At 68.7% G+C, this 23,167-nt stretch carries 18 protein-coding genes and 1 pseudogene; 13 read left to right on the top strand and 6 right to left on the bottom strand.

The window, feature by feature from the left end:
* Positions 1-54: 54 nt before the first annotated feature.
* Genes OG589_RS19960 through OG589_RS19930 form a run of 7 tightly spaced genes read left to right on the top strand, consistent with a single transcriptional unit; the run spans position 55 to position 8,293 of the window.
* Positions 55-1,263: a hypothetical protein gene (locus OG589_RS19960; RefSeq protein WP_405151160.1), complete on the top strand. Its 1,209-nt coding sequence runs from the start codon at positions 55-57 to the stop codon at positions 1,261-1,263.
* Positions 1,260-2,339, top strand: a complete 1,080-nt coding sequence (locus OG589_RS19955) for a SagB/ThcOx family dehydrogenase (RefSeq protein ID WP_405151158.1) — start codon at positions 1,260-1,262, stop codon at positions 2,337-2,339. The genes OG589_RS19960 and OG589_RS19955 overlap by 4 nt, the downstream gene beginning before the upstream one ends.
* Entirely contained in the window at positions 2,332-3,477 is a 1,146-nt protein-coding gene (locus OG589_RS19950) for a ThiF family adenylyltransferase (protein ID WP_405151156.1), read from the top strand. The genes OG589_RS19955 and OG589_RS19950 overlap by 8 nt, the downstream gene beginning before the upstream one ends.
* On the top strand, positions 3,474-4,604 hold the full coding sequence (locus OG589_RS19945; RefSeq protein ID WP_405151154.1) for a hypothetical protein: 1,131 nt from the start codon (positions 3,474-3,476) through the stop codon (positions 4,602-4,604). Before OG589_RS19950 ends, OG589_RS19945 begins: the two co-directional genes overlap by 4 nt.
* Positions 4,601-5,488 carry an alpha/beta fold hydrolase gene (locus OG589_RS19940; RefSeq protein WP_405151152.1) on the top strand — a complete coding sequence of 296 codons (888 nt, stop codon included), beginning with the start codon at positions 4,601-4,603 and terminating at the stop codon, positions 5,486-5,488. The genes OG589_RS19945 and OG589_RS19940 overlap by 4 nt, the downstream gene beginning before the upstream one ends.
* 22 nt (positions 5,489-5,510) lie before the next feature.
* On the top strand, positions 5,511-7,028 hold the full coding sequence (locus OG589_RS19935; protein ID WP_405151150.1) for an acyl-CoA reductase: 1,518 nt from the start codon (positions 5,511-5,513) through the stop codon (positions 7,026-7,028).
* Positions 7,025-8,293, top strand: coding sequence for a hypothetical protein (locus tag OG589_RS19930; protein WP_405151148.1), 1,269 nt, complete (start codon positions 7,025-7,027; stop codon positions 8,291-8,293). The genes OG589_RS19935 and OG589_RS19930 overlap by 4 nt, the downstream gene beginning before the upstream one ends.
* Positions 8,294-8,448: 155 nt before the next feature.
* Here the strand turns inward: OG589_RS19930 and OG589_RS19925 are convergent, their stop codons facing one another.
* The 4 genes from OG589_RS19925 to OG589_RS19910 all read right to left on the bottom strand — a co-directional run bounded on the left by OG589_RS19925 (position 8,449) and on the right by OG589_RS19910 (position 15,872).
* A complete protein-coding gene (locus tag OG589_RS19925; RefSeq protein ID WP_405151146.1) occupies positions 8,449-11,766 on the bottom strand; it encodes a BTAD domain-containing putative transcriptional regulator in 3,318 nt (1,105 codons plus the stop codon).
* Between the two features lie 363 nt (positions 11,767-12,129).
* A complete protein-coding gene (locus tag OG589_RS19920; RefSeq protein WP_405151144.1) occupies positions 12,130-13,080 on the bottom strand; it encodes a tetratricopeptide repeat protein in 951 nt (316 codons plus the stop codon).
* A complete protein-coding gene (locus tag OG589_RS19915) occupies positions 13,070-14,260 on the bottom strand; it encodes an MFS transporter (protein WP_405151142.1) in 1,191 nt (396 codons plus the stop codon). The genes OG589_RS19920 and OG589_RS19915 overlap by 11 nt, the downstream gene beginning before the upstream one ends.
* Positions 14,261-14,663: 403 nt before the next feature.
* A complete protein-coding gene (locus OG589_RS19910) occupies positions 14,664-15,872 on the bottom strand; it encodes a cytochrome P450 (RefSeq protein WP_405151140.1) in 1,209 nt (402 codons plus the stop codon).
* A gap of 889 nt (positions 15,873-16,761) precedes the next feature.
* On the opposite strand from OG589_RS19910, the pseudogene OG589_RS19905 reads away from it, so the two are divergent.
* The 5 genes and pseudogenes from OG589_RS19905 to OG589_RS19885 all read left to right on the top strand — a co-directional run.
* Positions 16,762-17,139 (top strand): annotated as a pseudogene (locus OG589_RS19905) (methyltransferase); the annotation flags it as partial.
* 119 nt (positions 17,140-17,258) lie between these two features.
* Entirely contained in the window at positions 17,259-18,566 is a 1,308-nt protein-coding gene (locus OG589_RS19900; RefSeq protein WP_405151138.1) for a hypothetical protein, read from the top strand.
* 67 nt (positions 18,567-18,633) lie between these two features.
* On the top strand, positions 18,634-19,332 hold the full coding sequence (locus tag OG589_RS19895) for a class I SAM-dependent DNA methyltransferase (RefSeq protein WP_405151136.1): 699 nt from the start codon (positions 18,634-18,636) through the stop codon (positions 19,330-19,332).
* Positions 19,333-19,345: 13 nt separating this feature from the next.
* Positions 19,346-20,146 carry a ThiF family adenylyltransferase gene (locus tag OG589_RS19890; RefSeq protein ID WP_405151134.1) on the top strand — a complete coding sequence of 267 codons (801 nt, stop codon included), beginning with the start codon at positions 19,346-19,348 and terminating at the stop codon, positions 20,144-20,146.
* A 5-nt stretch (positions 20,147-20,151) separates the two neighbouring features.
* On the top strand, positions 20,152-20,910 hold the full coding sequence (locus tag OG589_RS19885; RefSeq protein WP_405152076.1) for a pyridoxal-phosphate dependent enzyme: 759 nt from the start codon (positions 20,152-20,154) through the stop codon (positions 20,908-20,910).
* A 114-nt stretch (positions 20,911-21,024) separates the two neighbouring features.
* Here the strand turns inward: OG589_RS19885 and OG589_RS19880 are convergent, their stop codons facing one another.
* Positions 21,025-21,204 carry a hypothetical protein gene (locus OG589_RS19880; protein ID WP_405151132.1) on the bottom strand — a complete coding sequence of 60 codons (180 nt, stop codon included), beginning with the start codon at positions 21,202-21,204 and terminating at the stop codon, positions 21,025-21,027.
* Between OG589_RS19880 and OG589_RS19875 the strand changes: the two genes are divergently transcribed.
* On the top strand, positions 21,185-22,183 hold the full coding sequence (locus OG589_RS19875; protein ID WP_405151130.1) for an alpha/beta fold hydrolase: 999 nt from the start codon (positions 21,185-21,187) through the stop codon (positions 22,181-22,183). The genes OG589_RS19880 and OG589_RS19875 overlap by 20 nt on opposite strands.
* Before the next feature lie 32 nt (positions 22,184-22,215).
* On the opposite strand, the gene OG589_RS19870 is transcribed toward OG589_RS19875, so the two are convergent.
* Complete coding sequence (locus tag OG589_RS19870) at positions 22,216-23,154, bottom strand: GlxA family transcriptional regulator (RefSeq protein WP_405151128.1); 939 nt, start codon at positions 23,152-23,154, stop codon at positions 22,216-22,218.
* Positions 23,155-23,167: the final 13 nt, after the last annotated feature.

Below are 23,167 nucleotides of genomic sequence, written 5' to 3'. Positions count from 1 at the left end.
TGCCGTCGGATGGCGGTCCGGGGCCCCGCCCTCCTTCGGACGCGCCATGCGGGCGTGCATCCGCCCCCGGGAGAAGAGCATATGGAACTGACGGTTTCTCCATCACTGAGGTTGCTACCGCCATCGGACCTCACGGCCGGCCGCTGGTACGCGGAGGATGCGGCCGAACCCAAACGCTGGCGCATCGAACTTCCGGCCGCCGCCTGTCTTCTGATGTGTTTCGCGGCGGGCCGGGACCGTGAGACGCTGGCCGGTGATGTCGCGTCGAAGACCGGAATAACCCGGCCAGAGGCCGACAGGCTGATCGAGACATTGCTGGACATCGGCCTGATCAAGGACGCCGCCGTTCCCGCCGCTGAGCGACAGGAACGCTTCGGCGAGGTGCAGCGCCAATGGAGCGAGTTCGGCTGGGTCGAGGCCGCGGAATATCACGCCGGCACCTATGACTACCCCTTTCTGGACTACGCCGAAGGGGGCCGGATAATCGACACGGCGCGAATGCGGCAATATGTCGAGCAAGAGCCGGACGATATCCGGTACAAATACTACGACGGCGCGCCTCGCCTGGATCTTCCCGCCCCATCGCCCGAACTGGCTCCCGGCTCTCTCGCCGACGCCCTGATGCCGGTTCCCCATCGCAAACCAGACAAAGACGCCCTGTTCGCGATCCTCTCGCTCACCTTCGGGGAGATAGGAAAGATCCAGAACGGACGCTGGCAGCGCGTCCCCATGATGCGCAGGACAAGTCCCTCGGGAGGCGCGCGGCATCCGTGTGAGGGGTACGTCATCGTGTTCGACGTCCCAGGAGTCGAAGCGGGGACCTACCACGTTCTGCCGGAGGGACCGCGGCTGGAGACCGTGCGCGCGGACGTCCCGAGCCCGGAGGAGTTCGCCGCGATGTTCCCCGTGGAGTTCCACCGGCTCGAGCACGCCATCTCCGCCGTCATCGTGCTCTCCTGTGTCTTCTCCCGGAACATGTATCGATATCGAGAGCCGAGAACGTTCCGCACCGTTCACAATGACGCGGGCCACCTCGCGGGCACCGCCGCCATGATCGCGACGTCCATCGGCGTCCGCTCCTATGTGGAGTACGTGGGGAACGACACCGAGATCGAACGGTTTCTCGGGCTCGACGGATTCTCTGAGGGATTCATGCTGACGGTCTCCCTGACGACTCCCGGCGTCAGCCCGCAGGCCAGGAACGAGCGCAGGGACCTCCTCGTCCGGAGCAGGAGCGAGCCGGCCGAAGGAGGCCACGAGTGACCGAGACGTCTGTGGTGACACCCGACGGGCAGGAGCACTGGCTCCCGCTTGTCGCCATTCGGCCGGGCCACGATCGCGGACTCGCCGTCATCAGCGACCCGATCAATCACCGGCGGGCCGCTGTCGACGTCGAGAGCCTGGTCAACGCCTTGCTTCCCTCCGCCGGTCGGCCCGAAGACGTGGATCGCGCCGAGAGGCTCACCACCGAGTTCGAACGGCGTGGCTGGCTGCCGGCCGGTGAGCTCGGACCGGACCGGCTCGCCATGATGCGGCGCTGGTGGGAGCGGGGATGGCACCCGTCGCTGAGCTACTACCTGTGGTCCCGGCATCACAACTTCAGGGACTCCGATGATCCGCGGGGAGCCGCCCGGCGTTCGGCGTTGAGCGAGTACCTGCGGCGCGGGGAACCCCGGCCCCGGGTGAAGCCGGAAGGGGCCCGCGTCCCGCTGCCCGCACCGCCGGCGCCGCCCGCGGACCGCACGTTCGGGCGGCTGCTCATGGCCCGCCGTACGGTGCGGGGCTATACACCGGACCCGGTGGGCATCGACAAGCTGAGCGGTGTCCTGCATCACGGGCTCGACGACATCCGCGCACTCCGGGAACTGCCGAAGGACGACCCGCTGAACTGGCTGCGGTCACACGGATCTCCGTTCGACTTCTATGTCGTCAACTACGCCGCCGAGGGGCTGGATCCCGGCATCTATCACTACTCGCTGGACGAGCACGTCCTCACCGCCGTCGCGCATGGCGACCACCGGGCGGACATGGTGAAGGTCCTCGTAGGGATGCGCGGCCCGGAGACGGCCGCGTGGACCTTGGTGATGGTCGCGGACTTCCAGCAGTACCAGTGGCGGTACCGCCACGAGAGAGCGCTCCGTCACATCTACATGGCGGCGGGGCGGATCGCGCAGCGCCTCATCCTGGTCGGCTTCGGCTTCGGCCTCGGATCGCTGCCCACTCCCGCGACCCGCGACCAGGACACCTGCGACCTCCTCCGCCTCGACCCCGTCCGCCAGACCCCCGTCTACACGCTGACCATGGGGCCGGCCCACCTCTCCGGAGACAAGGATGACTGAGACCACCGTCCGGCTGCAGGCCGGCTGGACATGGAAAGAGGAGGGGGACGACGTAGTGGTGTCGTCCCCCCTCCACCCGAAGCGGCTGCGCGTCCGGGACGCGGACCGGTCGGCCCGGCTCGTCCTGCGCCGGCTGAGTGAGGGCGTGGGCGTTCCGGACGGGCGTGAGGCAGGCGAGTCCTTCGCCGGCGCGGACGGACCGATCGCGTCGGCGCTGCTTAGGAGGCTGGAGGAGCTGGGCGCGGTCGTGCGGCGGGTGCCCGGCGACGACGTCATGGCTCTGTCCGGAAAGGACCTCTACGACCGGCAGATCCGGTTCATGAGCTACTTCGAAACCGACGCGGTCTCCGGCATCGCGATGAACCGCAGGCTCCAGGACGCCTGCGTGATGGTGCTGGGCATGGGCGGGCTCGGCGGCTGGATAGCGCTTCTGCTGGCCAGGCTGGGCGTGCGGCGCATCGTCGGAGTGGATCCCGACCGCATCGAACTCAGCAACCTTCACCGGCAGGCGCTGTACGGACGCTCTGACGTGGGGCGTCTCAAGGTCGAGGCGGCGGAGTCCGCGCTGCGGGCGGCCGATCCCGATATCCGGTACACGGGGCTGGACCTGTGGATCAACGAGCCCGACGATCTCATTCCGTTCCTCGACGGTGTGGATCTCGTCATCAACGCGTTCCCGTACCTGCCCTCGTTCGGCAACGCGCCCGGAGCCGCGGCCGAAGCGGCCCTCGCCGCCGGCGTCCCGGCCCTGAACATGCCCATCACGCACGGCATCGGGCCGCTCACGGTGCCGGGGGAGACGGCGTGCATCCGCTGCGCGTGGCCGGTGCTGCTTTCCGACTACCGCATCGGCGAGGAGAACTCCGTGTCCAACCCGCTCTGGGCGGGCAAGGGATTCCTCGCGGCGCTGGCGCCGCGTCAGGCCATCTCCGCCGGCGTCGTGGTCTGGGAGGCCACGCGATTCCTCAGCGGCATGGACCGTGCGCGCACCCTCGACGGGTTCGCCACCTTCGACGTGTCGGACTACGGAGGCCACAGGTTCGTGGAGGTCGCCAGGAATCCGGACTGCGAGCTGTGCGGTACGGCGGTCCTGAAGCGGGACCCCAGGCGCGCGGTGCCCGAGTGGGGCGAGTCGTGAGCACCGGCGGAACGGAAGTCGCCCCGCCCGCCGATCCCATCGACGTCGTGCTGGGGCGCGACGGGATCTACCGGTCCTGCGCGGAGGAGATGCCGCTCAGCCGTGCCGAGCTGGTCTGGCGGGCGGTGCGGTCGCATCGCGAGACGAACGACGCCTACGACCGTTACTGCGTACGCCAGGGCCTGCCCGACCAGGATGATCCGGAGCTCCCTCTCGATCGCGTGCCCCTGTTGCCCACGGTCCTGTTCAAGCGCGATCCCGCCCTCGTGCTCTCGAAGGGAGGGACTCCGCCGCTGACCGACACGACCAGCAGCGGCACTCTCGGCACGGTCTCCACCGTCCCGCGGTGCGACGCCACGCTGATGCGGTTCTTCGGGACGGTGGCCATCGGCGACCGCGAGATCCTCGGCTCCGAGACGTTCGACCGGGCGGTGTTCAACGTGGGTCCGACGATCCACGACGCTCCGAACCTCTGGATCGCCATGGTGATGGCCGGCGTCGGCGTCATCATGCCAAGCCGTTCCTATCTGGACGAAGAGCGCTTGCTGGCCGAGGAGCTCGCGCGCGACCTGCAGCGGGACGGCAGGGACCGCAACGTCCTGCTGGTGGGCCCGCCGCCGCTCCTGCTCGATCTGGCCCGGGTGGCCGCGCAGGACACCCGCCTGCGGCTCGGGCCCGGTTCCCAGGTGCTGACGATCGGCGGCTGGAAACGGCGCGGCGGGGAGATGGTGGAGAAAGCGGCCTTCCGGAGCCTGATGGCCGACGCGTTCGGACTGGAGCGCGACGACCAGGTGCGCGACACCTACAACATGGTGGAGCTGAACTCGGTGCTGTTCGAGTGCGCGCACCACGCCCTTCACGTGCCGCCCTGGCTGGCGGCGATGGCCCGGGACCCGCGGACGCTCGCCGTCCTGCCGTCCGGGGCCGGTGGCCTGCTGTCGTTCCTCGACCCGACCGCCGTCAGCTATCCGTGCTTCATCCTCACCGACGACTTCGGCTCCGTGAGGTACGACGCGCACTGCGCCTGCGGGATGGCCGGCGACACGGTGACGATCGAACGCAGGGTCAACCGGGTCGAAAGCCGTGGATGCGCGCTCAAGCTCGATGTGGAAGGACGAAGCTCGTGAACGACGAGACGCAGGTCTTCGAGGTCGAGGGGAGCCCGGTCACGATAACGGTCGACGCTCCCGCCGGGCCAGAACGCGGCACGGTGATGATGCTCGCCCCCTTCGGGATGAACTCCGGCTCCCTCTTCGCCCCCGCTTACGTAATGGCCCACAACGGGCTCCGGGTGCTGCGTGTGGATCCTCGCAACGCGCCCGACGGCACGGCGGGGGCGGTGCGGGGACTGCGGCTGTCCCGCATGTCTCGCGACGTCGGGGAGGCCGTGGACCGCTTCGCGCCCGACGCGCTGTTCGCGATGAGCCTGTCGGTGCCCGCCGCCGTCAGGGCCCTGCGCGGCCGCGGCGGCGTGCGCGCCGCCAGCTTCGTCGTACCGGTGGTCCATGTGCGTGCGACCGTGCGGGAAGTGTGCGAGGAGGACTGGTACGACCGCGCCGAATGGGACGCCGAGACGGAGACCGTGCAGGTGCTCGGGCACACGATCGACGTCGACCTGGTGCGCGACGGCCGGCGGCACGGATTCGAGACTCCTGACGACACCCGTCGCGACCTCGCCGACGTGTCCGCGAGGGTCTCCTTCGTCGCCGGCGATCGTGATCCTTGGGTGGACATCGCCGAGGTCCGCGCCGTGGCGGCCTCCGCCGGCGTCGACGTCGCCGAGATTCCGGCGGCAGGCCACCTGCTCTATCGCAACCCGGTCCTGGCGATGCGGTTCTTCGAGCGAGCGGCCGGGTACCTGCTCGGCGTCATCGCCCCGGACGCGCCTCCTGTGGCCGTCCCCCCCTTCAACGAGATCGTCAGCACGCTCGAGAGAACGCGGCGCGCGGCGCGGACATCGGACGCGCCGGCCGGCGGCGGCGCTCCCGAACGCGCCGGGTCCGTGGCCTGAAGACCGGAGGCGAGTCACCGCGATGAACTACGAGACGCTGGACATCCCCATGATCCTCAATGGGGAACTGATCCACCCGGATCAGGCGGACGAGGTGCGGGTGCTGACCTACGAGTCGGGTGTACGGGTACGGACTCCTCGTCCGACACCCGAGCACGTCGCCCGGGTCGCGGGCGCCCGGCGGACCGTAGGCCGCCGCCTGGCCGCCCTGAGCACCGACGAGATCACCTTCTTCCTCGGCGCCGTGAGCGACGAATGGCTGTCCGGGCAGTCGGAGGGACGACGTTTCGCCGAGGAGTACGGCCACCGGGTCACCGGATACGCGCCCGGCATGATGACCGAGGACTACACGACCATCGGCCACTTCATGAACGAGAGGTTCCACACCTACGATCAGATCGCCGCGGAGTTCGGCAACGAATGGATCCTCGACGAGTGGGTGCCGCACCAGCTGTGCCACATCAGGGCCTTCCCCCGGGGGCTGGTCGTCCAGTACCTCGTCGGCAACCTGCCGCTCTCCTCCCTCTACAGCCTGCTGCGCGGGGTCATCACCCGCAACCTGACGCTGGCCAAGCTGCCGTCGCGCGACCCCGTGAGCGCGTACGGGCTCGTCAGGACGATGCTCGAAGTGGACCCCGGCCATCCGATCAGCCAGTCGCTGTCCCTGTTCTACTGGCCCCAGGACGATCCGATCGGTGACCTCGCCCTGAAGGAGGCCGACTCGGCCTGCGTCTGGGGAGGCGCGCCGGCGGTGGAGTACGTCAAACGCCACGTGCGCGAGGGCGTGCCGGTGGCCGAGTTCGGGCCCAAGTGGAGCGCGGCGGCGATCGACCTCACCGCCTGCGATCCCGACGAGGCGGCCTACCGGCTGGTCGAGGACGCCTGCTTCTACGACCAGGAGGCGTGCTTCAACACCCAGCGTGTCTACGTGCGCGGCGACGTGACGGAGTTCGTCGACCGGCTCGCCGTGCACCTGGAGCGCTTCTCCACCCGGTTTCCGCTGGTGGGAGCCAACCGCGACGCGCTCGCCCATCGATCGGCCACCACACTGGAGGCCGGCTACCTCGGTCTGGCGACGCGGTCCGGGCACGACTGGGCGGTCATCGTCGCGGACGGCGAGGAACCCTCCGCGCACCCGTTGACCCGCACGCTCATTCTCCATCCGGTGCGGCGGTGGGAGGAGGTCACGCGGCGACTCGACGCGCGCTCCCAGACTCTGAGCGTCTTCCCGCACGAGCTGTCACGGGAATACGGGACCGAGTGGGCCGCCGCGGGCGCGGACCGGATCACCGACCTGGGCTGGGCGCGGATGCCCCGGGCCGGGTGGACGCATGACGGGGTCTACGGCATGCATCCCATGGTCCGCCTTGTGGTCCTGGAGCGTCCACGGGCGGAATTCGGCAAGTACTACCCGCGCCCGGAGGACTACTCCGGCTGGCAGCGCAAGCACTTCGCGGGTGAGGAGTGGTGGGCCGTCCCCTGGTTCCTGCGCGGCGGTGCCCCGGCGGCGCAGGCGGCAGGCGAGGTCTCGAGCACATGACCGAGCCGCTGCCCGGGACGCGAACCGTGCCCGCCGTCCAGCTCGATCCGCACGGCGGCCAGGACCGTCCGGTCACCGTCGGCGTCGCCGGCGGCGGGACCGTGACCCTGACGCCCGGGCCGTGGACGCCGGGTGAGGAGGTCGCGCACTGGGTGATCCCCGATCTGGCCGACGCGCACGTGCACGTCACCGGAATGCCGCGTGAAGCGGCCGCCGGCTTCACGGCGGCAGGCGTGCTCAGGGTGCGGGACCTCGGGGGCGAGGTCGCGCACACCCGGGCCTGGGGCGGCGCCGAGGGGCCGCACGTCGTGTCGTTCGGCGGCCAGCTCGACCAGGCGCCTTTGCACCCGCACCTGTCGCCCGCGCTCGGGGCGACGGGGATCCGGCACTTCGGGGAGATCGCCGAGCATCTCCGCGACCTGGCCGCCGGCGGGGCGGCGGGCATGAAGCTCTACTACGGGTTTCCCCCCGAACTCGTCGAACCGGCAGTACGCGCCGCCCACGAGGCCGGATTGCGGGTCGCCTGCCATCTGGGCACCGGTACCCTTCCCGGGTTCTCCCGGATCCGCACGGGCAGGGCCATCGAGGCCGGCGTCGACTCGATCGAGCACGTCCACTCCCTCACGGCCGACCTGGTGCCACCGGACCTGCTCGACTCGTTCCTGCGCGACACCATCGAGACCGTCGGAGCGGCTTTCGGACGCGTCTTCACCGCCTGGTCCCGGATCGACGTGGACGGGGACGGCGCGCGTCGGTTGATCGACGTGTTCCTGCGGCGAGGAGCCGTGCTCGTCCCCACGCTCACGCCGTTCGCCCTGATGACCGCCGAGGAGGCGGGAACCGGGCTCGTCGGGATCTTCAGCCGCCAGCGCTCGGTGGACCGGCACGTCCTCGACGCCGGGATGGCCGCGATGCTGGAATTGGTGAAGGTCATGAACCAGGCCGGCGTCGCCGTCGCGCTCGGCACCGACAGCGCTAATGGAACGGGCGTCGGGCCGGGTGCGAGTACGGCGCACGAGATCCGGCTGCTGCTGGAGGCGGGACTCGGGGAGCGCGAGGTCCTGCGCATGGCCTGCCCGTCGCCCGCCGTCGCGGACCGGCTCGGCCTGCCTGAGATCGGGACGGGCAAGAGCTTCGTCGTCCTGAGCGGACGGACCCTGCGCGAGGCGATGCTCGCATGGAACGTCGCCATGGTGGTCAGAGCGGGGGACGTCGTGCACCTCGCACCGGACGCCCCCTTCGTCGCGGTGCCGGCTCGTCCCTGAACGCCCGCGCGGACCCGCCTCCGCGGGCCGGGACGCTGCTCCTTGTGAATTACTAGCGAGCGCTTACGGGGGAAGGTCAAGGAGAATTCACTGTCTTTCGTGGCCGCCGCGTATTACGCGGTCCTGAAATGCCGGCGCCATCTGTCACGGCGAGGTCAGCCGGCCTTGGCGACGGCGGCGTCCCACCGCAGGGGCGACATCTTCAGACCGGCGACCGCCATCACGCGATTCCTCCACATACCCAGGCCCGCCTGGCCCGCCAGCCGCGCGAGCTTGAACAGATGCCGCGTCTCCGCCTTCTGATCGCCCACGGTCGAGGCGACCAATGCCAGGAACCAGTCCACAGGACCCAGGAAGGCGATGGCGGCTCCCACCGATATCCGGCCGCTGTAGGGCGCGAGGAGGGAATAGGTGGCCGCACAGGCATCGATGTCTCCGACCGCCGCCTGTGCCGCTCCCTGCAGGCAGGTCACGGTGAGCCAGGACCAGTCGAGTGGCGGCGGCAGCCATCCCTCCGCCGCGAGGTTCCGCGCCTCCTCCAGCCTGCCCTGCGCGCACGACATGAGCACCTGCAGCAGTTGGTCCATGCTCGGGTGGACGCCGGCGATCGCGTCGATCAGCGGACCCGCGTCGGCGATCGTCCCGCGCTGGTAATGGAGAAGGACGCGACCCACGGTCACTATCGAGCTGGCGTACCACATGCCGATGCGCTCGGCCTGCCGCTCCGCGTCCGCGTACATGCTCTCGGCATCGTCGAACCGTCCAGAGATGGCGAGAAGCCCCGCGCGCCACAGAGTGTGCTGGAAGCGCGGCCATGGCAAGGGCATCCGGTTGAGTATGCCCTCGCAGCGCGCGGCCGCCTCGTTCGCTCCCGTCAGGTCGAACAGCTCCAGACGGCGATAGCTGCGCATCATCTCCGAGAGCAGCTCGAATTCGGGAGTCTGCGTGCGTCGCGCCAGCTCTCCGATCTCCTCGGCGATCTCCATGGACTGCTGGGTGTAGATGCTGCTCGGGAGCGACAGATAGCGTGCGTTGAGTATCCGCATCAACAGCTGCGGATCATCGAGCCGCCGGGCCATCTCGACGGCTTCCATGGAGTAGAGGCCGGAGCGCGGATCACCGCTGCCGTCGTGCAACTCCTGCGCGAGCCCGGCGAGCAGGCGGGCCCGCTCTGGGCTGTCGTCTTCCGGCAGAGAGCGCAACGCGAGCTCGAACCGGTGCACCAGCTGGAGCTCTACCTCCCCGTAGGGGTTGCGCAGGTTCCAGATCGACGGAGCGTCCAGCGCGGTCAGCGCGCGAGCGATCAGGAGGGGGCCGCCCCGGTCGCCGGCACGGTCGGCGACCCGGATCGCCTGCGCGCGCACATTCCTGGCACCGAGAGCGTCCCCCGCTTCGAGCAGCGCCTTCGCCTGCCGGAGCAGCAGCTCCACATGATCGGCCGGATCGCCGGCGGACGCGCCGTGGACGTTCACCGCGTGGGACCACCACGTGGCCGCCTCCTCATAGGCCAGGCGAAGGGTCGCCTGCTCGGCCATCGCCCGCGCCCAGTGGGCCGCCTCCGCGTACGCCGTGGGCCCTGCCTCGATCGCGTGATGGGCGATGACGGCCACGTCCACCGCCGGGCGGGTGGCGAGCGCGTTCATCACCTCGCGATGTATCGTCGCCTTTCGCAACGGAGGGATCTCCTGGATGAGAGCCTCCCTCACCAGGTCGTGCGTGAAAGCCATCCGGTTCGCCGTCGACACGATCAGCCTGGCCTTGACCGCCTGGTCGAGCAGGTCGTAGGCCCCCGCCTGGCAGACCTGGGCGACGACGTCGGGGTCGAATTCCCTGCCGATCAACGCGGCGACCTTCAGCACGTCGCCCACCTCCGGGCCGGCCGCTGTCAGCCGCTGGTGAACGAGACTGGCGACCGCGTCCGGCAGTGTGTCCAGCGGGTGGCCGTTGGCGAGCATCCGTAGCGTCTCGCGAACGAAGAACGGATTGCCGCCGGTGCGCAGGGTCACCCGGTGCGCGGTCTGCTCGTCGATCTGGGTGCCCATCGTGGCGGCGATCGCCTGTACGGCGCCGGCGTCGAGGCCCGGCAGTCGAAGCCGGAGGAGGTCGTAGCGGGCGAGCCGGCCGAGGACGTACTCGATGGCGGACAGGTCCCCGCTGTCCCGGAACGCCATGACCAGCGTGAGGGGCACGTACCCCCGCGAGTCCTTGATGAGCGCCGTCACGTCGCCGAGCAACTCGAGCGTCGCGAGATCGGCCCAGTGGAGATCATCGAAGATGATCACCAAGGGCTGGATCCGTGCGATGCCGACGAGCCAATCGGCGATGGCGCGGTGGCGCTGCATCTTCGCTCCGACGGCCGAACCCGTCGGTACCTCGTCGTCGAGGAGACCGGTGAGGGCCTGCCGGTCCAGAGGCGGGTGGATCTGTGCGAGCGACCTGAGAACCTGGATCCAGGGCCAGAGCGGCGGAGCTCCTTCGATCTCCTGGCAGCCGCCCCAAAGAGCCAGATGGCCGAGCTGGGAGCTTCGCCCGCCGAAGGCCTCGAGCAGCCATGTCTTGCCGATGCCGGTCTCGCCGCTCACCGCGACGGTGCTCACGTCGCCGCGGTGAAGCAGCGTCTCCATTTCCGCGAGCTGCTGGTCGCGGCCGAGCCCGGGCGATGGCGAGGGCGCGCCGGTAAGGACGGCAGAGGGGCCGGCAGGAGTCAAGGTGGCGCGCTTCGGGGAGAAGGTGATGGCTTCGGCGTGCTTGAGGATGTCGTCTTCCAGTATCTGCAGCTCGTGACCGGGATCCAGACCGAGATGATCGACGATCAGTCTCCTGGCCCGGCGCAGTGTCGCGAGGGCGTCGGCCTGCCGTCCGGAGCGGTAGAGAGCAAGGGCCAGCAGCCACCACAGCCGCTCCCGCAGCGGTTGCCTGCCGGTCTCGGCCTCCAGGTCGTGGATCACCGCCTGGGGCCGGCCGAGATCCAGCTGCGCCTCGGCGCGGCGCTCGATCGCCACCAGGCGTAGCTCGCACAGGCGGTTCACCTCGGTAACCGCCCAGAGCTCCCCGGCGAACTCGTTGTACGGCGTGCCGCGCCAGAGCTCCAGAGCCTCGTCCAAGCGGGCGAGCGCCTGCTCGGACGGGCGGTGTTCGGCGTCGGCGACGAGGGTGGCGAACCGCAGCGCGTCGACATCGGCCGTGTCCAGAAGATAGCCGGGCCGTCGCGCGACGAGGAGCCGCGGGGGCGTGCGCGGCGCCCGCGCCGGCTCGATCGCCCGGCGCAGGTTCGACACGTAGACGTGAAGCGAGGCCAGGGCGGTCGCGGGAGGAGTGCCCTGGTAGAGATCGTCGATCAGCGTGTCGGTGGAGACGACCGCCCCCGGGTTGATCGCCAGCCGGGCCAGGACGGCTCGCTGCCGTGGGCCACCGAGGCCGACGGCAACCTCGCCGTCACGTACTTCAAAGGGACCCAGGACGCGGAAATCCATGCCCCCCACCTTGTCGCCCAGGAGATACGCCGGCTGGTTCAGGATCCTTTTCGGGGATGAAATATCCATTATCGGGCTTCCGCAACATTTGTCGTGGATCTGTGACAGAGAGAACGCGTCATGTAAGCCTCCCCCTCGCAGCGAGATCAGACGTGGAGAAGTCTCCTGTCGCCGACTTGGAGATAGAGCCGCACGGTTGGGACGGCTGGAATCCCCCGGATCCATCCGTGGGGAGCGCTTCAACACAAGAACTCCTTAAGAGTCGCCGGATCCTCCAGACGGGTGAGATGCCGGGCATGGGGCGTATCGAGAAGGCCGTTTCCGGGCGGAAATCGCCGGCGGCGGGCGGGACGGCGGCCGGCGTCACTCACGTGACTCCGGTCGCATCGACCGACGGCACGTTTCGAGGTTGCGGAGGCAGGCCAGCAGGACGGGCTGCCCCTGGTCGACCTCGGCACTCAGCAAGGAGATCGCACGCTCGAACGCCCGCGCGGCGACCTCGGGCCGGCCACGCTTCCAGAGGGTCATCGCGAGATTGTTGAGCGCGACCGCGAGTTCCGGATGAGCCGGGCCCAAGAGCTTTTCCTTGATCGTCAGGACCTTGCGGTAGCCCTCCTCGGCCGCCGCGAGATGGCCCTTCGAATAGTGGATCGAGGCGAGGTTGTTCAGGCAGGAGGCGACTTCGTAGTCTTCTGGGCCCAACCGCGTCTCGAAGACGGCGAGCGCCTCCACCAGCAGGCGCTTCGCCTTGTCGAGGTCGCCGAGCGCGTGGACGATCGCCGCCAACGCCGCTTTGTCGGCGGCTAGCGCCGGGTCCGCGGGGCCGTGGGTGCGCCGCCGGATCTCTACCGAGCGGCGGGCGAAGGGCTCCCCCTGCGCGTGCGTCCCGCGCGCGTGGTTCAGCCCACCGAGATTGTGGTACAGGGTGGCCATGAAAGGGTGGGCATCGCCCAGTTCCGCTTCGACGATCGCGAGAGCCCGGCGATAGAAGGACTCGGACTCCTCGAACCGTCCCGTGTACTTGTGGAGCACACCCAGGCTGTTGCAGATCCGTGCGACCGTGAGGGAGCCGGGTCCCGGCGCCTCCTCGGCGAGCGTGAGCGCGCTCCGCAGTATCTCGTCCGCCCGCCGGTACCTTCCCCTGATACGGAGCAGGTCGGCGAGGGCGTCCAGTCGGGCATCCTGAGGTGCTCCGGCGTCACGGGTGATCTGGACGGCCCGCTCCAGCGTCCGTTCGGCCTCGTCCAGTCGTCCGAGCCGCCGGCACCTCTCCGCCGCCGCCAGCAGAGCGTCCAGCGCGTCGTCATCGCGCATGGCCGGCACCCATGCGGTTCGCTGTGGGGGTGAGGAGGCGATCGATCCTGGTCGCATGCAGGGCGACGAGGCCGAGTGCCACAGCCAGGCCCACGAAGAGCAGGGATCCGTGCCCGGAGCCGAGCGCCGCGCCGGCCACCGCCGGTCCGATGATGTACCCCAGCGTCTGCGAGAAGCCGTAGGCCCCGTTGTACCTGCCACGGCCGACGTCGGACGCCAGGTCGTTCACGATGACAGGAACACTTGGGGCCATGAGCGTCTCACCGATGGCGAACAGGACCATCGCGGTCATGAACGCCGCGACGGCGGCCGGGCCGCCGCCGAGATGCGCGGCGCCCACCACGGTGAGCCAGGCGACGGCCATGAGCGCGGCCGACAAGGCGAACGCGAGGGCACGGCGACGACCGGTCACGAGACGCAGGACGAGTAGCTGAGCGAGAACGACCGTGCAGGTGTTGGCCAGGAAGGTCAGCTGCAACGTGGCGGCGTCGAGGCCGCCGGTCTGGATGGAGAAGATCGGGTAGGCGCTGTAGTACTGGGCGTAGCCGCAGGTGAACACCACGGCGACGGAGACGCAGATCCGCAGCAGCACCCGGTCGGCGAGTATCTCGCGGTACCCACCGCGGGCGCCGGGACTCCGGACCTGGTATCCGGGGACAGGGTGACCGCGACCTGGCGCCCTGGCGACCAGCACGGCGAACGTGAGGAAGGTGCCCGCGTCGACCAGGTAAATCGTGACGAAGGTCTGCGGTGCGGAGAAGTCCACCAAGAAGGCGGCGAGCAGGCTACCGGCGCTGAGCCCGACATTGAGCAGGGCATGCCGTACCGCGAAAATCTGTGAACGGCGCTCCGGGGAGACCGAGGTGCTCAGCAGCGCCTGGAACGACGGCTCGGTGACCGCGACACCGCACCCGTAGACCGCGGCCCAAAGGGCGGCCTGCCATGCGCTCCGTACACCGACCATTCCGGCGGTTCCGGCGGCGGCGAGGACAAGGCCCGCCGCGGCGGGCCGCCGTGGACCGAAGAGGTCGGAGAGCAGCCCGCCGACGGGGGTTCCCACCAGTCCGGCGATCGCGATCGTCGAGAGGACGAGCCCGGCCGAACCGAGCTCGATTCCCCGCACGTCATGCAGGTAGACGAGGAGGAAGGGGAGAGTGAGACCGGCTCCGACCGCGGACACGGCGTCGCCACAGAGGATGAGCCACGCGTTCCCGGGAAGACGTGGAACCAAATCCTTGAACGGCATCTGCTCCGCCTGTTCTTGCGTCCGCTGACACGAGCGCCCTGGGGCCGGCCCGCTCCCCATCCGGCTACTCGCCGGAGCTCGTCAGAGTGTTCAGGCGAGGACGGTCTCGTTGTGGTTGGTGGAGAGGCCGGGCTCGATGACGGTCTCGTTGTGGTGGAGGGACATGAGGTCTCCTTGTGGAATCGGGGGGCTCGGCCCGACGGTTGATCGGGACGACTGTCTTGACAGTGACAAGATGGCCTTGTGGCTCACTTGTGGCTCGCTGGGATCGCTGCTCAGGGGCATGGCCGCGAGAGGCGCTGATCCGCCGGCCGTGCTATCGCTTGACCGCCTGGCCCTATGGCCTGAGGATCAGGGGGAGCGACATGGGTCCTCGTATTCCCACCAGGGGCTTGTAACGGATTTCGTTCCTGTCCACCGCGAGCTCGATGCCGGAGAACCGCTCCAGAACGGCGGCGACGCTCACCCGGAGCTCCAGACGCCCCAGGGCCGCCCCGACGCATCGGTGGATCCCGTGGCCGAACGCGAGGCTTTGCTTGGTGACCCGATGCAGATCGAAGGTGTCCGGGTCGGCGAACTGGCGAGGATCCCTGTTCGCCGACCCGATGAGAAGGAACAGCGCATCGTGGGCCGGGATTCTCGTACCGCCGATTTCGATGTCCTCCTTCGCGAAGCGCCACAGGGACGTGGTGGCGGCGCCGTCGTAACGCAGGACCTCCTCCACCATGGCGCTCATCAGGGACGGATCATCACGCAGCTCCCGCATCGCCTGGGGATTGTCGAGAATGGTCAGCACCGCCGTACCTGTCAGGCCGATGGTGGTCTCGTAACCCGCGATGACGAGCCCGGCGCACGAGGCCACCAGCTCCGTCTCGGTCAGCCCCTCGCCGTCGTGCGCCAGGATCAGGGCGGACATCAGGTCGTCGGACAGGTCGTTCCTCTTGACCGCGATCAGCTCGCGGATGTAGCCGGCCAGCGCCGCGGCCGCGTCCACCGCTTCGCCCCGTCGCGCCGGGTCGGCGGTGAAGATGACGTCCCCCCACTCGCGCAGGCTCTTGCGGTCGGCGGACGGAATGCCCATCACCTCGCATATGACCGATACCGCCATGGGCGTCGCGAACCGGTCCAGGAGGTCGACCACACCTCCTGGCCGCAAGTCGTCGAGCAGCCTGTCGACGATCTCCTTGACGGTGCGCTCCCAGTGCTGGACCCGTGCCGCGGTGAAGGTGCTCGCCACCAACCTCCGGTACCGGGTGTGCGCGGGCGGGTCCACCGTGGACATCGAACGGTCTATGTCCCCACCGGCGCCCAGGACGAGCCCGGCCTCCCGGAACTCCTTTGTCGCCCAGGTGGCGTCATTGCTGATCCGCTCGTCCGTGAAGGCCGCGCGCACGTCGTCGTAACGGCTGACCAGCCACACCCGCACATCGGTTCCCGGAACCGTCACCGGGTGGACGGGGTGGTTGTCCCTGAGCCATTCATACGTGGGATATGGATTCTGGAAGTACGGCTCCGTGAACGGGGCGGCAACTGATGATTCTGGCATGAGTCGTCCTTCTTCGGCAGCAGAGAACGAGGCCCCGCATTTGCGGTGGCAAAGAGGCCGGTCGACGAATAGGCCATTGCGCGCACGGCGAGCGAGAAGACGGCCCTCGGGGACTGAACCGGCGGACCCAGGATCAGCCCTTCGAGTCGCGCCTGTCAATAATCGAACTCCGAGGGGGCGATTCTTTTGAATCACTAGTGGGGCCTTAATCGGCGTGGACCGGCGGCGACTTGTCCGCCCGTACACCGCGCGCCTGCGGCAGGTGGCCTCAGGGCTCCTGGTTTTTACTCTTTTTCAGGCCCTTTAAGGCGCGTCGCGAAACGTGCCAGGTGATTCACAAGGGGACCGGGTGAGGCTGCGTCGTCGCGTTCGCGCGGTCACGGTGCACGGCCGTCCGGGAGAGCGAGAGGCTCGGACGGGAAAACGTGAGGCGCGAATGTCATCCCCGCTGGTCATCTCTATAGGAGATCCGATTAACGCCGACGAAACATCCGCGTCGTGGACTGGTCCGGCCGTCGAGTCATCCGCCGCTCATCAGGTCGCTCCCTTGTCCGATCACCCCCGCGGGCCGGCCGGCCGAGAGAGCCGGAGGGCAGACGTGACAGATCTGCACCGGACGATGTCGGAGCCGGTCTGGAACTCCATCCTGAAGACGTCGGTAGGGGTGGGGAAGCTCGACTACGAGCTGTACCTCCGGACTCAGGATCTGCTCTCGCTGCAATCGGCCGTCTGGCCAACGGCGCCAAGGCGATGGACGGCGTGGAGGCCGCTCTGGAGCTCGGAGTGCTCGACGCGCTGGAGCACGCAGAGGTCACCGTGGCCGAGATGAGCACAAGGCTGGGACTGGTCCAGGGCCGCCTGTACAAGATGCTGGACTGCCTGGAAGGGGGACCGGTTGGGCTTCGTCGGCGGCGACTTCCTCAACGGCCCTCTGCCACGTGGCTACGACGGGATGTCGTTCGTCCGGGTGCTGCATGACTGGCCGGTCCCAACCGCTCGCACACTGCTCCGGAAAGCACACGAGGCGCTGGAGCCCGGCGGGCGGGTCATGATCTGTGAGGAGTTCCGCACTCCCGAACGTCTCGCCGGGCAGTTCTTCTGGTCGTACTTCCTCATGGGCGTCGACGCCTGCCACAGCCGGCTGTACGACATCGAGCACTACACGCGGCTTCTCGGCGACACCGGTTTCGTGGAGATCACCGTGCTGCCGGGGCCCGTCGAGGTGATCCTCGCGTCGCGTGATGGAGAACGCCAATCTTGTCATTGACAAGATGGTCCGCGACGTGGGATCTTGCCAATGGCAACCGGCCCGCAGGAGGCAGCCGACCATGGGGTCGCGCGCTCGTGGATGGGCGTCGCAGAACTCGTGGTTCCGAAGGAGATCTGGTGAACAGTGGATCAGCCGTACGGCGTGCCGGGCTCGCGGTGGGGGTCTCCCTGCTGCTCGTCAGCATGGGGGGTCCGGCCGCACAGGCGCAGGCCCCGGGAGGGAACAGCGGGGACGGCACCGTCGCGGCCGCGCTGGCGACCGCCCCCGTGCCCGGTGGCTTCGCCACCTGGAGCGACCTGATGGGCATGCAGAACAAGCTCAACACGGCCGCGGAGAAGATCCGGCAGGCGGCCGCGGCGAGCGGGCGGAGCGGTTACGCGAGCGTCATCGCCGCGCCGGAGAACCGGGAGCTCCTCGTGTACTGGCAGGGCGAGGTGCCCGCCGCCGTCCAGCGCGTCATCGGGGAGCAGAACAGGTCCGTTCCCGTCCGGGTGCTGCCGGCGCGCTACAACCAGGAGCAGCTCCTCGCGGAGGTGCGTCGGCTCGGCGAGAACGACGCCGTCGGGGAGGTCGCCCCTCGCGCGGACGGCAGCGGCCTCGACGTGCGGTGGGCGAAGGGGCGGTCGCGGGCCCAGGGCCTGGCCGCCGAGAACCTCCTGGCCACGGCGACGGTGGACGTGCGCGTGGACACGGCCGCGGGCGAGGTGGAAACGACCCCCTTCGCGGGAAAATGCGCGGACGGCGCCTCGTGGTGCCGTGAGGACGACGCCCCTGCCTACTACGCGGGGGCCAGGACGATGAACTGCACGGTCGGGTGGCCCATGCACTACCAGGCCGCCACCCGTCTGCTGAGCGCCGCGCACTGCGCCGACCTGAACCAGGTCATCTTCGACGGCGGCGGCGACCGCATGGGCCCGGTCATCAACGACAGCCAGCGCCAGGACACCATGATCATCGACGCGCGGGGGGCCGGCCGCATGTGGGACGGCGGCTGGCAGAACTCGACGTACACCAAGCCCATCGCCGGAGCGTCGTTCAGCAACGTCGGCAACTGGCTGTGCACGTCGGGCGCCTCCTCCGGGGTCCTGTGCGGCATCCAGGTCAAGGCCAACAACCTCGAGGTCGGTACCGCCTATCCGCTGGTCAGGGCCGAGCAGGTCAACCACACCAGCGCCGCGGGTCACGGCGACAGCGGCGGCCCGGTCTTCGAGCTGACCAGTGCCAACAGCAAGGTCATCGCCAAGGGGACGATCTCGGCCGGCGACGTGCAGGCCAAGGTGAGGTGCACGGGCGAGATCTGGCAGGAGCGGGAGTGCGCGTGGCGCATCTACTACGCCGACACGACCCAGGCCCTCGCCCGGTACCGCGCGGTCATCGTCGTGGACGGCCCGCAGCAGGGCTTGACGGCGGACGTCAAGAAGTAGCCGTTGGTGCGGGGTGACGGAGACCGGCGCGCCGGCCTGGCCGAGATTCGAGGGAGTTGAAAGCGCTGTGAGCGAGAACATCTGGACCGACTTCGCCAAGAGCTATGACCAAATGATCCCCGAGCTGAACTGCTATCAGCGGATGCTCGGAAAGATCCTCCGGGACACGGAGGGCCGCCGGACCGTGATCGACGCCGGGTGCGGAACCGGCCTGGTCAGCCAGGCGCTGATCGACCGCGGTCACGAAGTCCTCGGTTTCGACAACAACCCCGCCATGCTTCAACGGGCTCATGACAAGAAGGCGGAGGCGCCGGGCGAGGCTCGCGACCGATGGACGGTCATGGACGGAAGCGTGGAGCGGTTTCCGTCCCAGGCCGTTTCCGACGCGGACGCGGTCGTGCTCAATAACGTCCTTTTCTACGTCCGGGACGTCGAATCGGCGCTGCTTGAGGTCTTCTCTCACCTGAAGCCGGGGGGCGTGATGATCGCCACCGGCCCGAAACGCCGGCCCGACCTGCAGAAGGTGCTTGAACACTCCATCGCGGAGTGGCAGGCGGAAGAGCGTTTCACCGAGGACCTCCAAGCCGCGCTGGCCCATCATTCGACCTGCGCCCGGAAACTGACCACCGACCCCGACGAGATGGTGACGTTCTTCGAAGTGGACGAGCTGGTGGACACCCTGCGGCGCCTGGGTTTCTCGCGTTCTCTGGTCGCGGACGGCGACGACTACTTCGGTGAGAACTACTACGTTTGCATGCAGAAATGAAGTGAGGTGTCCCGTGGAGAACTCCGAGATCAATCCCAGGTTCCGGCGTAACCTGGGGATTCTGGACGAAGAATCGATGAAGCGGGTCGCGGACACCCATGTTCTCGTGGCCGGAGTGGGCGGTGCGGGCGGGCAGTGCGCGGTGGACCTGGCCCGCCTCGGCTTCGGCCGGGTGACGCTCGCGGATTTCGACGTCTACGAAGTGCACAATTCCAATCGTCAGGTCGGCAGCTTCGACAGCACTGTCGGCAGGCTCAAGACCGAGGTCGTCGGGAAGATGTGCCAGGACATCAACCCCGAGCTGCTGATTCGCGAAGCGACGGAGGGCGTGACCGAAAGCAACATCGATTCCCTGCTTTCGGGGTTCGGCGGAAAGCCGGTGGACTACGTCGTGGAGGTCATCGACATCGCCGGCTTCAGGGCGAAAGAGTGGCTGCACGAAGCATGCCGGGAGCGGGGCATCGTCATCATGACCGGCCTGATGCTGGGATTCGGGGCCGCCTTGCACGTCTTCCAGCCCGAAGCGCCTCTCTATGAGGATCTCTACATGCTTCCGGATGGGCGTATCGATCTACCCAAGATCATCCCCCGGCTCGGCAGCTATATCGTGCAGGAGCATTGGGACGCCTGCTTCGCCGGGCGTGGACACGCTCCCACGTGCGTGATCGGAGCCACCACCGCGGCCGGGATGATGGTGAGCGAGATCATGCGAGCCATCCTCCTGGGGCGGGACCAGATGGTGTCATACCCCGAATACCTGTATGTGGATTTCTTTGACCACCACTATGTCCGAGGCTCGGTCGTCCCCGCGTGAACGCCATGGACGCGCTTTTCACCCTCACGCGACCTGACGAGAACGGCCCGGCCGTGCTCTGGGGCGGGACGTGCGAGTCGGGAAGCCTCAAATACCTGACGTACGAGCTCTGCCTTGACGCGGTTCCGGACGATGCCCGGGGATTCGTCGAGATCTCCGGTTCGTCGACCGCGCTCGCCCTCGATGTGTTCGGGAGAAAAAGAGGGCTGCCGACCGTCGCCCTCACGGATGCCTCCGGCCGCGATCATCTCATGAGCCGCGGCTTCCGTGGCGAGGCGCGGACGATCACGAGCCTCGAGGAAGCTCGCGAGCTTTGCCTTCAGTACGAGCAGGCAGGCTGGTTCTGGCCGAAGCAGTTCACCAATGTGGCCTTGGTGAGGTGCGTGGAGCTATGGGGATCGCATCTTTTGCGGGAAGTCCGCGAGAATTGGCCGGAAATTCGCTATTTGGTGTGCGGATTCGGTACGGGCGCCACTGTCGCGGGATTGCACCGCGTTTTTGCTCCGTTGGGGTATTCGGTCATCGGACTGCAGGCCAGGGAAGGCGATCCCGTCCCTGGTTGGCGGAACTATGCCCGCCAGAATCTGGGTGACCAGGATCTTTTCCATCGCTTTCAGGAGGAGATCCCGCTTTCCACCGCATCCGAAGCTGAAAGCTCCGGCGCAGGTGCTCTGGATTCGCTCTTGAGGTATGCGAACGTCCATGCCCATCCGGAGCAGGTGCTGGTGATCTCTCATGACGGCCGCCCTCGGCCTGGGAACTGATCCTCGGCCTGGGAACTGATCCTCGGCCTGGGAACTGATCCTGCCTGGGCGGCTCGCCGCCCCTGAACCCGCGCGAGGGGATCGACCGAACGGCAGACCACCACCCCTGTGAGGTCAGGCGTCCCTCAGGAAGGAGCGCACCAGCTCAGTGATCTCCGCGGGAGCGGTCTTCGGCGTCCCGGCGTTGAACGGCGGCCGCGGCGCGTACTCCAAGCCGAGCTGGATCGCCATGGCCATGTCCTCGCCCGCCAGCAAGGACGCGAGGTAGAGCGCCATGTCGATGCCGGCCAGCACGCCGGCCGAAGTTATGATCTTGCCGGCAGGAATTCAAGGTGATCGATTGCCTTGGTCGGGATGCCCTGAGATGGTCTTCGCCATGCCTACCTTCTCCGCACCCGATGGAACCGAGCTCGCCTACCACGCGTTCGGCGAGGGCAGCCCGGTGATCTGCCTGCCGGGCGGCCCGATGCAGGACTCCGTTTACCTCGGTGAACTCGGCGGACTGTCGGCGCACCGGCAGTTGATCATGGTGGATCCTCGGGGCACCGGCCGGTCCGCGACACCCCAGGACGCCACCTCCTACCGCTGCGACCGGCTCGTCGACGACATCGAGGCCTTGCGCGTCCACCTCGGTCTCGACCGCATGGACCTCCTCGCACACTGCGCCGGCGCGAACCTCGCGGCCCTCTACGTGGCTCGCCACCCCGACCGCGTCAGCAAGCTCGTGCTGATCACCCCCAGCACCTTCGCCGTCGGCGTCGCGGCCACAGGGCAGGCCCGGCTGGAGCTCGCCCGGCTCCGCAAGGACGAGCCCTGGTTCGAGGCGGCCTTCGCGGCTCTTGAAGCGATCGTCGCCGGCAATGCCACCGCCGGCAGCTGGAAGGCCATCGACCCCTTCTTCTACGGGCGATGGGATGCGGCGGCACAAGCTCACCTGGCGGCCCAGGACGGCCATCAGAACGCCGAAGCCGCAGCCGCCTTCGGCGCCGAGGGCGCGTACGACCCTGATGCCACTCGCGCGGCGCTCGCCGCGTTCGACGCGCCGACGCTGCTTGTCGCCGGAGAGGTCGATCTGAACTCGATCCCGAGCGTCGTGGCCGAGTTCGCCGGGCTGTTCCCGGACGCCGAGTTCGTCGTTCAACCAGGGGCGGGCCACTTTCCGTGGCTCGATGACGCCGACCGGCTCGTGGCGACGACCGCGACGTTCCTCGAGCGGGACGATGCGCATGCCGCGGTGGAGAAGGGGGCTTTCAGGCGGGAGTTCGTGAGGTGAGCCGGCCGCGTGCGTGGGGGCAGGAAGAGCGGTCAGCGGAAAGTGCGGCGGTAGGCGGCCGGGGTGGTGTCGAGGGCGTTGTGGAAGCGGCGGCGCAGGTTCACCGCGGACGACAGACCGACGCGCTGGGCGATCGTCTCGACCGGGAGGTCGGTCTCCTCCAGGAGGGCGCGGGTGCTGGCGATGCGCCGGTCGAGGAGCCAGCGGCCGGGGGAGACGCCGAGCTGCTCGGAGAAGTGGCGGCTGAGGGTGCGCGGTGACATCCCCGACCGGGTGGCCATGTCCCGCAGGGTCAGCGGGCGGTCGAGGTTGGCGGTGATCCAGTCGAGCAGCGGGGCGAGGGAGCCGGGGACCGGGCCCGTCGTCGGCAGTGCGGGGTACTGGCGCTGGCCGCCCTCCCGGTGCGGGGCGGCCGACAGCTGACGGCCGATCCGCATCGCCAGGGCGGCGCCGTGGTCGCGCCTGACCTGGTTGAGGCACAGGTCGACGGTGGTGGCCGAGGCGCCCGCGGTCGCGACGTCGCCGTGGTCGACGTACAGCACGGTGGCGTCGGCGCGGACCCTCGGGTAGCGCCGGCCCAGCTCGCCGGTGAGCTCCCAGTGGGCCGCGGCGCTGCGGCCGTCCAGCAGGCCAAGGCTCGCGGGGATGTGGATGCCCGAGCAGATCCCGACGATGCGGGCGCCGCGGGCGTGGGCGGCCAGGACGGCGTCGCCGAGCTCGGCGGAGATGTCCGGCCCGGGGCACCAGCCCGCGATGAGGATCGTGTCGGCCTCCGCCAGGGCCTCCAGTCCGTCGGTGACGACGATGTCGGCGCCCATCGTGGTCGCGATCGGGCCGGGCCGCTCTGCGCAGAGCCGGAAGTCGTAGAGCTGGGGAATGTCGGGGCCGTGGTAGCCGAACACGGCGGACGCGCAGGTCACCGGGTACATCTCCTGCGGCGGCCCTACCAGCGCGACCACACGGTTCTTCATGGCACGAATGTAC

Source organism: Sphaerisporangium sp. NBC_01403, from assembly GCF_045040145.1.
Taxonomy (GTDB): Bacteria; Actinomycetota; Actinomycetes; order Streptosporangiales; family Streptosporangiaceae; genus Sphaerisporangium; species Sphaerisporangium viridialbum.
This window is presented reverse-complemented; position numbering and strand designations above follow the sequence as displayed.